Source organism: Polaribacter sp. PL03, assembly GCF_033875165.1.
GTDB lineage: Bacteria > Bacteroidota > Bacteroidia > Flavobacteriales > Flavobacteriaceae > Polaribacter.
Genome location: NZ_JAWZSV010000004.1, coordinates 206197 through 220475, shown reverse-complemented (window position 1 = coordinate 220475; position 14279 = coordinate 206197). Strand labels below are relative to the sequence as shown.

Here is a 14279-nt window from a genome sequence, read left to right as displayed (position 1 = left end):
TATCTAATTATATATTAAAACCCTATTCCTGGTTGTTCTGGACTTTGGGCTTGCGCTTTTTGCGGACTTAAAATTAAATACGTTCCTAATGCTGTTAAACTTGCGTATTTACCATATTTTCCTATTTGCTTTAAAGCTTCTTTTCTGTCTATTTTGTTATTTTTAATGCTCATAAATTGGCTATTAGGATTTTTAATTTATAATTATTTTTTTCGAAATTGATTTTCCTTCAGAAGTAACTTTTACAAGATAAATTCCCTTAGAAAAACTATTTAAATCTATAGGGTTAATTTTGTCTGCTTTTCTAGTTTGATTAAATATAGTTTTTCCATTAATATCAAATAAATCAATTTTTATAAAGCCAGCAGTAACTCCTTTAATTTGTAAGAAGTTATTGTTATTATAAACCTGAATTCTTGTAACAACATCTTCATTTAAACTTAATACTTGTTTCGAAAAATGAACATAAAAACGACCAAAACCATTTGTATCTTTATCTAAGATTAGCTTATGAGTCTTCGTTTCACTTAATTCATAAGACTTTTTGGTTTCTTTATCTTCTAAGAAAACCTTTATTCCTTCTGGTAAATCTTGTAATAATGATGAAAAGATAATCTCTTCTTTTGCTTTACCTTTTAAGTTTAAAGAAACTACTTGATTCTTATAATTATCATTAGGAATAGACTGAATTGTGTATTCTTTATCGTTGGAATTGTCTAATAATTTTGTAGTTAAATCAAACTCAGAATTACTAAAATTTATAACATCTTGTCCGTCATCAAAACCAGTAGTTGCTTTTTCAGAAAAAATAACATCTGTATTTACTTTTACGCTTCCTTTAGCAATAAATATTTTTATGAAAGGCACAGTAGCTGTACTTTTACTAAAAGTATAATTTCCTGTAAGCGACGTTTTTGTACCTAAATTTTCATTATTAAAAACAACCATTTCATCTGTTCCGGTAGCTTTCATTTTTATAAAAAACCCTTGTCCTGGAGCTATTACTTTTTGACCTGAAGAAGTAAGAGCTGCATAAGCAACATATTTTTCTTGGTTATCTTCCCAAACATAAATTGCTTGTTCTGCTAACCTTGTTGTGTTTTCTTGTACAAAATCTCCTAAAGCGCCTTTATTTGCAGGATAATATGCTGTAAAAGGATTACCAATAGCAACCCATTTATTATGCATTGCTGTTACATTTAAAGTATTGGTTTCTATAGTTCCTGTAAAAGCTACATCGCCATTAGAATCTTTAGACATTGTGTATCCAATTCCGTTTTCAAAGACAACCTCTGCTCCCACATTCACATCAAAATACTCCCATTTTTCATTCGCTACATTTGCATCATTATACTTAGCAATTGCAAATCTATTTGGGTCTGTGCCTGTACTTGTGTTTTTTCTTATATCATTTGCTGTATCTAAAGTAAAATCTTTTACTTTTTGATTGGTTACTGGAGAAGTTACAAGACTCCATTTTGCAGCTAATAAACCACCTCTTACATAAGTAACTTTACCTGTACTATTTCCTTTTACTATTAAAACACCGCTATCAGTAGCGTCAGAATTTATTTGTAAAACACTATTATTAGCAGTAGATGTAAAGTTATTTTCTATGGTTAAATCTCTAGATTTTTCTATCGTTAAAAATGCTCCATCTTCAATTTCTAAAGATTTAATTATTGCAGCATCTGTATCTAATATAACATCTTCTGTATTTTTAAGAAAAATATTATCTACAGCTGTTGGTAAGCTATTACCTTCCCAATTTTCTATTGTAGACCAATTATTATCAGTTATATCATCAAAATATTTCTGATCATTATAAACCCACATTCCTCTACCAAAAGTACCCACGTAAATATTACCGTTATTTTTACTTATTTTAATATCGCTTATTCTTACGTTTGGTAATCCTGTTCCTAATTTAACCCAATTAGTTGTAGAATTGTCTGTAAAATAAAGACCTAACTCTGTACCTACATAAATTGTTTCATTACTTTTATTAGGATCTAAAAGAACTTTAAACATTATTATATTAGGTAAATCTCCACTAATATTAGTCCAGGTAGTTCCATTATTTATACTCTTATAAACTTTATTTCCCTCGCTATAACTAGAAACTGTTGCATAGACAGTATTTGTATTTGGTACACCGTAAACACTATTTATTTTTACACCAACAGGACTTGTAATTGTAGACCAAGTAAGACCATCATCTATACTTCTTCTAAGTGTTGAAACTTCAGAAATTTCGCCTATTGCAAATATTCTAACAGACGAGTTATTAAGAGAAACATCTAAAAAAGAAGTTTGTACTAAACCAGAGTTAAGAGCAGACCAATCGCTAATACCATTTCCCCCTCTATTTGTAGATTTTTTTACATCACCATGACCTGCATAAATAGTTGTTGCAATAGTTGGGTGCAATGCTAAGGGAGAAATAAAAGCCCCATCTGTTTTATTAGAAGGCAAAACAGCTGTTGCATTTTCATAATGAAGTGAATAACCATCATCTGTTCTATTTAGTTGGCCATTAGTTCCTCCTAAATATCTAATTGCAGAATCCGCAATATCTATAGCTGTACCTGTACCATCACCTGCTACTGCTGCTACCCATTGTTGTTGGCCATCTTTAAAAACTTTAGAAAAACCATCGTTATCTTGGTTAGCCATCATATAATCATCACTATTTAAACCATGTGTAATAGCAATATTGTAAGATTGTGTAATAATTAAACCGCTAGAAATATCTGGAAAATCTGCATCTGAACTTGGTGAAAAAGATCCCATTCTAAGTCCTGCGTCATTTCCATTAATAATTGTTGTATTATCTTTAAATAATAAAAAATGATGATCTGCATGTACATGAATTTGTCCTGCTGGTAATGGGTTTGTATATGCATTTAGTACAGGAGAAAATGTAGTACCGTTATCTGTAGATTTCCAACCTTGTACACCACCAACCATTAAATTATTAGCATTTGTTGGTGAAACAGCAATACATTGTATATAACCTTGCTGAGAATTAAAAGGAGTATTAGTACCATTAATAAAAGCAGCAACAGGTGTAGATGAAATTAAATCTGCTGCAGTATCATTAAAAGAAAAACGATATTTCCTAAAAACACCATCTCCATTAATACCATAAAAATGGTCGTTATCTGCAGGAGAAGCTGTAATTCTTAATATTTTTTGATTATCTCCACCTGTATAAAAAGAATGTAAAATAAAATTATCTCCACTATCTGTAGAATAATAAATACCATCATAAAAATCTGAAACTACAATTTTGGTTGGATCATTAGGATCAAAAACCATCGATTGAAATTTTTCTTCATACGTAATTGGAGAAGAACCATCTGAAGTAACATTTCTATTCGTCCAAGTTACTCCATTATCAATAGATCTTCTTATTTCTGTATTTGTAAGAGCAAATATAGTAGATGGATTTTCAGGTGCAAATGCAATATCTCTTATGTATTCGTTTTCACTTAAAGTAAAAGATAAGCCAGATAAAAGATTCCAAGTTTCTCCAGAATCTGTAGATTTAAATAAACCAATAGAGCTAATATGAGAACTATCTCTATCTCCTGTTGCCATATATAAAATATTGGTACTTGTAGGATGTATTATTATATCTGTAACTCCCATACCTGCAATATTATCTGTTTTCGGAGCCCAGTTTACACCACCATTAGTAGTTTTCCATAAACCACCTGCAGGCGTACCAACATACATAATCATATCATCATTTGGGTCTACAGCTACAACGTCTACTCTACCAGGTCCTGGATAATCAAAATTTTCATTCTTATTTACTATTGCTGTTGGCCCTATTTGTGTCCAATTTTCTGTAGAAGAAGTCGCTACACTTTTAGACTGATTATTAGATTTATTTAATAAAAGATCTAAATACTCTTTTTTATTAACTATATTTTTGGGAAAAGTACCATCTGCATTTACTCTATCTTTCCAAATCCAAACCCAACGTTCAAATTGTTTCTTTTCTTTTTTATCTAATCTAGATTCTGTTTTTTTAGAATATTTACTTTTTTCAGAAAACTGTTTTCTTGTTTCTTTTACAATCTGAAAAAAATTACTATTCTCTTTAGAGGCTTCTTTTTTATAATTTACTGTTTGTGCGTTTACTTGAAAACAAACAATAAAAAATAAAATAAAATAAACTTTGGGTACTGCTCTTTTCATGTTTTATTTTATATTTAAATGTGTACTACAAAAGTGAAAAAAAACATGTTATAAACCTTAAAAACAACTACGCACAAACTACGCAACCCTAATAATAGCAGTACTTTCTTTGGTTAAAGATTATTTAAACAAAACTTTAATTTTATAAAAGCAATTTTATATCTAACCTTTAGTATTTTTGTAATATTGATACTTATTTTAAAAACATTAAACAATACCTTTTTGAAATCAAAAATCTTATATATATTTTTTAGCCTCTCTTTTCTAATTGTTAATACAACTCTAAAAGGGCAAGAGAAAGACAAAAATGTTTTTTTAACTCATATAGATTCTGCAAGTAACAGAGTAGATAATTTTCCGAGGATCGCAAATAAATTTCTAGATTCGATACCCAAACCTTTAGAAAATAATATTAAAGGGCGCATAGCAGAATATTATCATCTAAAAGCAGTAATAAGTAGCCATCTTAATGATCAAGCAAAAATATACTTGTATAATATTTTGTCTCTTAAATATGCCGAAAAGGAAAAAAAATATGAAATTGCAGGTGCAGCTAGCATCGAATTATTCTATAATTTATACATCATAAAAAAAGATACTAGTGCTTTAAATTATTTAAAAAAAGCAGAGGAATTTTACACTTTAGCCAATGATAAACTTGGGCTTATAGATGTAATGCAAATGAAAGCTTATATAGCACAATATAATGATGAGTTTAAAAAAAGTAACAACTTAATACTTCCTAAGTTAAACTATTACAAATCTATTAAAGAAGATTCCTTTTATTACATGTATGCTTTGTTTATGCTTACTTCTAACTACGCCTACTTAAATGATAATACAAATCGTATTAAATATTATAAAGAATTTAAGCAATTAGAAAAAGACACTACTATTTCGACATTATTGTATAAAATACATGACGTTACAATTCATATTGCTTCAACAGAAATGTTTTTAAAAAAGAAAAAAACAGATTCAACATTACATTACTTAAAAAAATCTGATGAGTTGATTAAGTATATGAATAATTCTGACAAGGAAAATCATTTTAAAAATTATGTAGCGTATTATAATGAATTAAAAAACGTTGAAGGGAAAAATAATTATATCGATTCTTTAAAATACCTTAACGAAAGTCTTATTAAAAAAAATATTGATGCCAGTTATAGTATAAACGAATCTTTTATAGAAAATTCTGAAATTTTAGAAGTTGAAACTAATAAAAAAAAATTTAATAGAAATTGGATTGCCTTTTTAACAACACTATTAATCGTGCTAATAATTTTTGTTATTGTACGCTATAAGAGTATTAAAAAAATGCTATTAGAGTTTACGAAACGAACAAACGAATACTCTTTCCTTCAAAATAATCATGAGAAATTAAAGGTTAAAGTAGTTGGATTAGAGAACTATATTGTTGATTTAAAAAAGGAAATAAAAACTATTTCTTCTATTACAGATATAGATGACCAAAGGAGTAAAATTAAAGAACTTCATAAAGAAATTCATCACAGTACCGCTATTTTATTAGTAAAAGGTGAAGATCATTTAGATTTAATAAACGATCTTAATGTAGATTTTTTTAATCAAATTTCTATGAAGCACCCAACATTAAATTCTTCTGAAACTATAATTTGTTATTATTTATTTATGGGTTTTAAAAGTAAAGAAATTGGTGCATTTATAAATACATCTTTAAGATCTGTAGAAAGTAAAAGATACCGAATTACAAATAAATTAAAACTTAAAGAAAAAGGTATTAAGTTGGTAGACTATTTACAAGATGCTTTTAAGCAAACGCTTACTACCAATTAATTTTTAGTCATTTTTTTTTACTTCGGAAGTAAATCGCAATACCAAAAACTAGTGTCGTGGTTAGACTCTTCTTTCTTTGCTTGATGGCAGTTGTCATCTTCATTATCATGCAGCGTGTAAGAGCGTAATATTTTTTCTCCTATAGAGAAATCAATCGGATTTTTAAAGATAGGTCCATCAAAAACGAAAGTATGAAACTCTCCATTTTCTCCACAAACATCTACATTTTGTGGTAAGTCTTTTATAAACTGTTCATCTATAACTCTACCAACAAATTCTTCACCCAATAACTTTGCATTTACACAAACAGTAATTGCTTTAAAACCTAAATCTAAAAATTCTTGTAATACTTCTTTTGTGTCTTTTTTCCAAAGCGGATACACTCCTTTTATATTCACTTCAGCTAATTTTGTATCTCTATAAGCTTTTAAATCTTCTAGAAAAATATCACCAAAAATAGTATGCGAATATCCTTTTTTTAATAAAGAGTCCATCGCTTTTTTCATTATTTCCGAATACAAATCCATAGTAACATCCGCAGGAAATGCTATTGTTTTTAAATCGATTTCTAAAGCTTCTGCTTGCTTTAACAATAGTTCATTTCTAAGACCATGCATAGAAACTCTATTAAAATCTTTATTTACAGTAGTAACTAATAAATCTAAATTGTACGTTGGATCTTGTAAAACTTTATAAAGTGCCAAAGCAGAGTCTTTACCAGAACTCCAATTAAAATAGGTTTTTTTCATGGGAACAATTTGTATAAAAAAATCCTACTTAAAGTAGGATTTTTATTATTTATTTTCTTTTTTGATTTAAAGAAACAGGCTTTTCAACTTTTGTTACCGGTGTTCCGTATAAATCGTAATCTCCAGCTTCGTGAATTTTAATATCTATAAACTCACCAACTTTAATATAATGTTCTTTAGCATCTACTATAACATCATTATCTACGTCTGGCGAATCAGATTCTGTTCTTCCGTAGAAAAACTCGCCATCTTTTCTGTCGAATAAACATCTAAATGTTTTTCCTATTTTTTCTTGATTCAATTCCCAAGAAATTTGAGACTGAATCTCCATAATCTCATTTACTCTTCTAAACTTAACTTCTGCAGGTACATCATCTTCTAAAACATAAGCTCCGGTATTTTCTTCGTGAGAATATTCGAAAGCTCCCATACGCTCAAAACGCATTTCTTCAATCCAATCTTTTAACTCTTGAAACATTTCTTCTGTTTCACCAGGATACCCAACAATTAGCGTAGTTCTAATAGCCATTTTTGGCACCGTTTCTCTAAACTTATGAATTAACGCAGTAGTTTTCTCATGTGTTGTACCACGTTTCATAGACTTTAACAACTCTGTATTAATATGTTGTAGAGGAATATCTAAGTAATTACATACTTTAGGCTCACGTTTCATCACTTCTAAAACATCCATAGGAAAACCTGTAGGAAAAGCATAATGCATTCTAATCCATTCAATTCCTTCTACTTTAGCCAACGCTTCTAATAAATCTGCTAATGCTCTTTTCTTGTAAATATCTAATCCGTAGTATGTTAAATCTTGTGCAATTAACATTACTTCTTTAATACCTTTTGCTGCTAATTTTGTTGCTTCTGTAACAATATCTTCAATAGGTGTAGAAACGTGTTTTCCTCTCATTAAAGGAATTGCACAAAAAGAACAAGGTCTATCACAACCTTCTGCAATTTTTAAATATGCATAATGCTTTGGTGTTGTAGTTAAACGCTCTCCAATTAACTCATGCTTATAATCTGCTTCTAACGCTTGTAAAAGATTTGGTAAATCGTGCGTACCAAAATATTGATCTACATTTGTTATTTCTGCTTCTAAATCTGGCTTATAACGTTCACTTAAACAACCAGAAACAAATACTTTATCAATTTCTCCTGCTTCTTTTCTTTTAGCATAATGCAAAATAGTATCTATAGATTCTTCTTTTGCTTTACCAATAAACCCACAAGTATTTATTACAACAATATTTCCATCATCTTCTGGATCTTCATGAACAACATCTTTTCCATTAGCTTTTAACTGTCCCATTAATACTTCAGAATCGTAAATGTTCTTAGAACAACCTAAAGTAACAACGTTAATCTTATTTTTTTTGATGGTTTTTGTACGCATATTTGTATCTTTTTGCCTTTGGCTATTCGCTTTCAGCAGTATATTCTTTTATTTATTGTCTTAAATCTATCAAATATTAAAACGAGTGCAAAAATAGTGCTTTTTAAATGATTGGTATTCTTTCTATTGATAGTTTTTAGGCATTTTTCTAACTTTTGTTAATTGTTCGAAAGCATACCCTATTTCTAATAATTTTCTTTCGGAAAAAGGAGCTCCAATAAATGTTAAACTAATTGGCTCTCCAGACTTTTTATAGCCCATTGGTATTGTAAGTGTTGGGTATTTAGCAACCGCTGCAAAACCAGAATGATAATTATTAATAGATAAAATAGCATCTAAATTCTCATCTTTTAACATTTGAAAATATTTTTTTGCTTCTGTATGTAGTTGTTCTTTTATAATTGCTAATTCTTTTAAAGTAGTTTTATCCTCTATAATTCCGTTAAATAACTGTTGCCCATAAGGTGCTCTTAGAACAGAATCTTTTAAATTAAATAGTGTAATGTCTTTTACAGATGTTACTTCTAATTTTTCATCTGCAAATTCAGATAAATACTTGGGTAAATCATGCTTCATATCTATATTAAGCAAAGTTGTAAAACCCTTAAAAGAAATTTCTGGAGGCGTAATTTCTACAATCTCTACTCCTACTTTTCTTAATTTATTAATAGTTGATGCATAAATAGAATCTGCCAAAAGAGGAACTAGAACACCTAATTTTCTACCTTCAAATTTTTGCTTAAAACCATTCTGAAAATAATCTTCTGCTATTTTCTTTGAAGCAGTATCTTTTTTGTCAAAACCACGCATAGCATTCATAAAAATGGCATTGTCTATAACATTCTTTGTCATGGGGCCTGGTGTATCTAACGTAGATGAAATGGGTACAATTCCTGTTCTACTTAGAACACCAATTGTTGGTTTTAAACCTACTACAGAATTTAAACTAGATGGAGAAGTAATAGAACCCGCAGTTTCTGTTCCTACGGCTGCAACTGCAAAATTTGCTGCAACTGTAACACCACTTCCTGCAGAGCTTCCTCCTGTTTCAAATATTCCTCTTCCATACGGATTTAAAGTTTGTCCGCCAATTGCAGAATATCCTAACGGACAACCAGAACAGAAAAAATAAGCCCATTCACTTAAATTTACTTTTCCTAAAATTAATGCGCCATTTTCCTTCAACTTTTCCACTATAAAAGCATCTTCTATATTTTTATTTTCAGCCAATACAATTGCACCTGCAGTTGTTGGCAAGTTATTCGTATTAATATTATCTTTTAGTAAAATAGGCATTCCGTATATCGAATATTCAGAGTTTTCTTGCCTATTTTTATCTCTTGCTCTTGCTTCTTTTAAAACATTTGAATTTAAACTAATAATACTATTTAAAGATTTAGTAGAATCACTTTCAAATTTTCTAATTCTGTATAAATAAAATAATGTTAGTTTTTCGTAAGTCAGTTTTCCTTCTTTAATATTATTCTGAATCGTAGGAATATCTTGTTCTAAAATAAAAGGTTTTAATGCAGAATAGTTTTCTTCTGAAAAAGAAGCTAAATCGTTCTTAAAAGGTTTAAAAACAGTATTCATATCTAAATATTTAGATTGAAATAGTTTAAACTGCATTCTTTTGTTAGTGTGCTTTTGTTGTTTCTCTAAACTAGCTGTTTCATTATATTTTTTAAAGTATATAATTTCTTGTTTTTCACTACAAGCAGATAAAATAAGGAGACTAAGACCTAATAAAAGTAGTTTTTTCATTACATTGTATTTAATTATACCAAATATAAGGTTTTTAACCTTTTAAGATTAAAACCATTTTATTCTAAAGCAAAATGAAAGTAAATTTCACTTTATTAAGTCTTATTGTAATTTTAACTTTAATCTCTTGTAAAGAAAAGTTTAACAAGAATAATAAACTTAAATCTAAAATCATACAAACTGCAGACTACACTTTAGTTAAGGCTGAGAACCAAAAAGGTTATTAATTTTATTCCCTTGTTTTCCTTGTGATGCAGATAATACTTTTTCAGAATTTAAAATTAAAGAAATTAGTATAAAGAATAGTATTTCTGTTCTTGCAATGAATCTTAATAAGACGTTATTTTTAGACAAATTCCAGAAACAAAAACTATCAGAAAAATTATCAAACATAATATCAAAAAATAATTTACTCGTAGAAAATGTATTTATCGGTGGTTTTTCTAGTGGCGGTAATGTTAGCTTATTAATTAGTAACTATCTAATTACAACCAAAAGTTTGATTAAGCCAAAAGGTGTTTTTATAGTAGATTCTCCAATAGATCTTTTAGGCCTTCATAAAACATCTACAAAGAATTTAAAACGAAATTTCTCAGAAGTTTCTATTCAAGAATCGAAATGAATTATAAAGCTGTTAGAAAATGAATTTGGAAACCCTAGAGACGGAATTTCAAATTATGAAGAAAATTCACCTTATACTTTTGAAAGTGAAAATATAAATAATTTAGAAGACTTAAAAAACTTAAAAATAAGACTTTATACAGAACCAGATTTAGAATGGTGGAACAAAGAAAGAAGAAATAATATAGATGATTTAAATGCTTATTATATTCAGAAATTGTCTAAAAAATTAGCACTTGAATTTGGAGGTGATAATATTAAATTGATAAATACAAAAAATAGAGGTTATAGAGCAAACGGAGAAAGGCATCCACATTCTTGGTCTATTGTAGATGAAAAAGATTTAATAAATTGGATTTTAGAGTAAAACTCTATTATAATTCACTAACCGTAATTAATAAAAAGACTCCTTTTACACAAATGTAAAAGGAGTCTTTTTTATATAAATAATTTTGTATCTCTATTTAAAAAAAGAATCTACAAACTCATGTTTATTAAAAACTTGTAAATCATCTATACCTTCTCCTACTCCAATATATTTAACAGGTATTTTAAATTGATCTGAAATACCAATTACAACACCACCTTTTGCAGTACCATCTAATTTAGTAACTGCTAAAGAAGTAACTTCTGTTGCTAACGTAAACTGTTTTGCTTGCTCAAATGCATTTTGTCCTGTAGAGCCATCTAAAACTAACAAAACTTCATGTGGTGCATCTACTATTACTTTTTGCATTACACGTTTAATCTTTGTCAATTCATTCATTAAATTAACTTTATTGTGCAATCTACCAGCAGTATCTATAATTACAACGTCTGCATTTTGTTTTACTGCAGATGTTAACGTGTCGAATGCTACAGAAGCAGGATCAGAACCCATTTCTTGACGAATAATAGGTACATCTGTTCTATCTGCCCAAACCTGTAACTGGTCTATTGCTGCGGCTCTAAATGTATCTGCTGCTCCTAGAACTACTTTTAAACCTTGTTTTTTAAATTGACTCGCTAGCTTACCAATAGTAGTTGTTTTACCAACTCCATTAACACCTACAACCATTATTACATATGGCTTCTTGTCTTCTGGTATTGTAAATTCTGTTTCATTACCAAGATTTGTTTCAGACAATAAGCTTGCTATTTCTTCTCTAAGAATTTTATTTAATTCGTCTGTACCAACGTATTTATCTCTAGCAACTCTTGCTTCTATTCTTGTAATAATTTTTAATGTAGTTTTTACACCAACATCTGAAGCTACTAAAATTTCTTCTAAATTATCTAGAACATCATCATCTACTTTAGATTTTCCTGCAACAGCTTTAGAGAGTTTGTCAAAAAAGTTAGTTTTTGTTTTCTCTAAACCTTTGTCTAATGTTTCTTTTTTTTCTTTTGAAAATATTTTTTTAAAAAAACTCATTTTTATATTTTATACGATACAAAGAATACGTTAAAAAACGTGCCATTTGTTGGGTTTGGTCAAATTGTCACTTAAAATGCATTTTGCGTTAGCGATAGAGGCTTTGTTGAAGCTCCTTGTAAAGAGCGACTGCCGAAAGCGCGACCTTTAGGTAACGCCCAAAAATACGTAATATTAAGACACAAAAAAACTACTTTCTAAAATTAGAAAGTAGTTTTTTAATATTTTATGTAGTAAATATTACTTTTTAGCTAAAAAGTCACTTACTTTTTCTGGTTGCATAATCGATTCTACAAATGTATAAGCTCCTGTTTTTGGAGACTTTACCATTTTGATCGCTTTACTTAATCTTTTTGAAGATGTTTGTAACGATGCTACTGTTTTTTTTGCCATTGTCTAAATGTTTTTAATCTATGTGCTCTTTTCTGAGTTCTAGATATATTAATTATTTAATTTCTTTGTGAACAGTCATTTTGTTTAAGATAGAGTTAAATTTCTTAATCTCCATTCTATCAGGACTGTTTTTCTTGTTCTTAGTTGTAATGTATCTAGAAGTACCTGGTTTACCAGTTGCTTTGTGCTCTGTACATTCTAATATTACTTGAACTCTGTTACCTTTTTTTGCCATCTCTGTATAATTTTAATCTGCTTGAACTTACTTAGTTAAAAATCCGTTAGCTCTCGCTTCTTTTATAACTGCAGAAATTCCTTTCTTGTTAATGTTTTTTAAAGCAGACGCAGATACTTTTAAAGTAATCCATTTATCTTCTTCTGGAATGAAAAAACGCTTGGTCATTAGATTAGCGTCAAACTTTCTCTTTGTTCTATTTAAAGCGTGAGATACATTGTTCCCAACCATTGCTTTTTTACCTGTTAATTCACAAACTCTAGACATCTTTTCGACAGTATTTATAGTGTTATCTCTAAACGAGGTGCAAATGTACAACTAAATCTAATTCTGAACAAAATAATTTTACACATATTTTTAAATAATTTCTTTTTGTAAAATCTCTAAGGCCTTACTTACGGTTCTATTTATTACCTTTTCTCTTGGTTGACCAAAATTAAATTCTTGTACAATTTCTTTTTCTTTAGAAACAAAAGCTATAAAAACCACGCCTATACTTTTATCTGTTTTGTCTGTTGTTGGGCCAGCATTTCCTGTTACAGCAATTGCATAATTAGTTTGTAGTTTTTCTCTGGCTCCTCTTGCCATTTCTAACGCTACTTGCTCACTTACAACTGTATGGGTTTTTATTGTTTCTAAAGAAACATTTAATAAACTTACTTTAGTTTCTGCAGAATAGGCTATTATGCTTCCTTTATAATAGGCAGATGCACCAGCTACAGAAACCAAATTTGCGGCTATTTGACCTCCTGTAATACTTTCTGCTGTAGCTATTGTTTTGTTACTTTTCTTTAGCAACTCTCCTACTTTTTTCTCTAAAGAACTATCATCATCTATACCTGTAATAATTTCTGGTATTAGCTGATAAATTGCAGCTACCTTATCATCTAATTCTTTTTCTAATGTTTCTTTGTTTTCTCCTTTAGCAGATAAACGCAATCTAACTTTACCAAAAGAAGGTAAATACGCCAACTTAATATAAGGTGGTAAATTGTTTTCGAAATCTTCTATTATTTCTGCAATCATGCTTTCTCCTGCACCATATGTCATAATTGTTTTATGCATAATAAATGGCAGTTTAAATTGCTTCTGAATTCTTGGTAAAACCTTATTGGTAATTAAACCTTTCATTTCATAAGGAACCCCTGGTAATGACACAAAGACAGTATTATTCTCATAAAACCACATTCCTGGTGCCGTACCTAAATTATTCATTAACAAAGTTGCTTTAGATGGTAATTGTGCTTGGTATCTTTGAATTTCTTTAAAGGGATGATTTATCTTCTTGAACATTCCTTTAATATGTTCTATAACTTCTGGGTATTCTATTAATTTAGTATCATTAAAAAACTTAGCAATTGTTTTCTTCGTAATATCATCTTTTGTAGGACCTAAACCTCCTGTTATAATAACAATATCTACTCTTTCTTGTGCTTCTTTTAATGCGTTTAGAATATGCTGCTCATCATCTTGAATAGAAGTTACTTGATATACTGAAACTCCTATCTTATTTAACTCCTGTCCAATAAATTGTGAATTCGTATCTACAATTTGTCCGATTAGAATTTCATCTCCTATGGTTATAATTTCTGCGTTCATTGTTTAATTTGATTCTAAAGTAACAATATTTAAAAATAGTTACAAAATTTCTCACTAAAATTAGTCTCTTTTGCA

14 protein-coding genes are annotated in these 14279 nt (G+C 29.1%); 3 read left to right on the top strand and 11 right to left on the bottom strand.

The window, feature by feature from the left end; translation table 11 throughout:
• Positions 1 to 14 precede the first annotated feature (14 nt).
• The gene (locus SHK09_RS09730) at positions 15 to 173 is read right to left on the bottom strand and encodes a hypothetical protein (protein ID WP_319810579.1); all 159 of its coding nucleotides are present in this window, start codon (positions 171 to 173) and stop codon (positions 15 to 17) included.
• A gap of 19 nt (positions 174 to 192) precedes the next feature.
• Positions 193 to 4209, bottom strand: a complete 4017-nt coding sequence (locus tag SHK09_RS09725) for a T9SS type A sorting domain-containing protein (RefSeq protein ID WP_319810578.1) — start codon at positions 4207 to 4209, stop codon at positions 193 to 195.
• A gap of 222 nt (positions 4210 to 4431) precedes the next feature.
• Here SHK09_RS09725 and SHK09_RS09720 point away from each other — a divergent pair, with 222 nt between their 5' ends.
• Positions 4432 to 6027: a hypothetical protein gene (locus SHK09_RS09720; RefSeq protein ID WP_319810577.1), complete on the top strand. Its 1596-nt coding sequence runs from the start codon at positions 4432 to 4434 to the stop codon at positions 6025 to 6027.
• Positions 6028 to 6044: 17 nt separating this feature from the next.
• Here the strand turns inward: SHK09_RS09720 and SHK09_RS09715 are convergent, their stop codons facing one another.
• The 4 genes from SHK09_RS09715 to SHK09_RS09700 all read right to left on the bottom strand — a co-directional run bounded on the left by SHK09_RS09715 (position 6045) and on the right by SHK09_RS09700 (position 10335).
• Positions 6045 to 6776, bottom strand: coding sequence for a diphthine--ammonia ligase (locus SHK09_RS09715; RefSeq protein ID WP_319810576.1), 732 nt, complete (start codon positions 6774 to 6776; stop codon positions 6045 to 6047).
• A 49-nt stretch (positions 6777 to 6825) separates the two neighbouring features.
• The gene (gene rimO / locus SHK09_RS09710) at positions 6826 to 8178 is read right to left on the bottom strand and encodes a 30S ribosomal protein S12 methylthiotransferase RimO (protein ID WP_319810575.1); all 1353 of its coding nucleotides are present in this window, start codon (positions 8176 to 8178) and stop codon (positions 6826 to 6828) included.
• A gap of 123 nt (positions 8179 to 8301) precedes the next feature.
• Positions 8302 to 9942: an amidase family protein gene (locus SHK09_RS09705; protein WP_319810574.1), complete on the bottom strand. Its 1641-nt coding sequence runs from the start codon at positions 9940 to 9942 to the stop codon at positions 8302 to 8304.
• Between the two features lie 198 nt (positions 9943 to 10140).
• Complete coding sequence (locus tag SHK09_RS09700) at positions 10141 to 10335, bottom strand: hypothetical protein (protein ID WP_319810573.1); 195 nt, start codon at positions 10333 to 10335, stop codon at positions 10141 to 10143.
• A gap of 106 nt (positions 10336 to 10441) precedes the next feature.
• On the opposite strand from SHK09_RS09700, the gene SHK09_RS09695 reads away from it, so the two are divergent.
• Positions 10442 to 10564: a hypothetical protein gene (locus SHK09_RS09695; protein WP_319810572.1), complete on the top strand. Its 123-nt coding sequence runs from the start codon at positions 10442 to 10444 to the stop codon at positions 10562 to 10564.
• Positions 10565 to 10780: 216 nt separating this feature from the next.
• The gene (locus SHK09_RS09690) at positions 10781 to 10930 is read left to right on the top strand and encodes a hypothetical protein (protein WP_319810571.1); all 150 of its coding nucleotides are present in this window, start codon (positions 10781 to 10783) and stop codon (positions 10928 to 10930) included.
• Between the two features lie 93 nt (positions 10931 to 11023).
• Here the strand turns inward: SHK09_RS09690 and ftsY are convergent, their stop codons facing one another.
• From ftsY to SHK09_RS09665, 5 genes are all read right to left on the bottom strand, one after another.
• Positions 11024 to 11977, bottom strand: coding sequence for a signal recognition particle-docking protein FtsY (gene ftsY, locus SHK09_RS09685; protein ID WP_319810570.1), 954 nt, complete (start codon positions 11975 to 11977; stop codon positions 11024 to 11026).
• 240 nt (positions 11978 to 12217) lie between these two features.
• Positions 12218 to 12370: a DUF4295 domain-containing protein gene (locus SHK09_RS09680; RefSeq protein ID WP_319810569.1), complete on the bottom strand. Its 153-nt coding sequence runs from the start codon at positions 12368 to 12370 to the stop codon at positions 12218 to 12220.
• A gap of 52 nt (positions 12371 to 12422) precedes the next feature.
• Positions 12423 to 12605 carry a 50S ribosomal protein L33 gene (rpmG, locus tag SHK09_RS09675; protein ID WP_077809620.1) on the bottom strand — a complete coding sequence of 61 codons (183 nt, stop codon included), beginning with the start codon at positions 12603 to 12605 and terminating at the stop codon, positions 12423 to 12425.
• A gap of 27 nt (positions 12606 to 12632) precedes the next feature.
• Complete coding sequence (gene rpmB, locus SHK09_RS09670) at positions 12633 to 12872, bottom strand: 50S ribosomal protein L28 (protein WP_100945862.1); 240 nt, start codon at positions 12870 to 12872, stop codon at positions 12633 to 12635.
• A gap of 90 nt (positions 12873 to 12962) precedes the next feature.
• A complete protein-coding gene (locus SHK09_RS09665) occupies positions 12963 to 14204 on the bottom strand; it encodes a competence/damage-inducible protein A (protein ID WP_319810568.1) in 1242 nt (413 codons plus the stop codon).
• Positions 14205 to 14279: the final 75 nt, after the last annotated feature.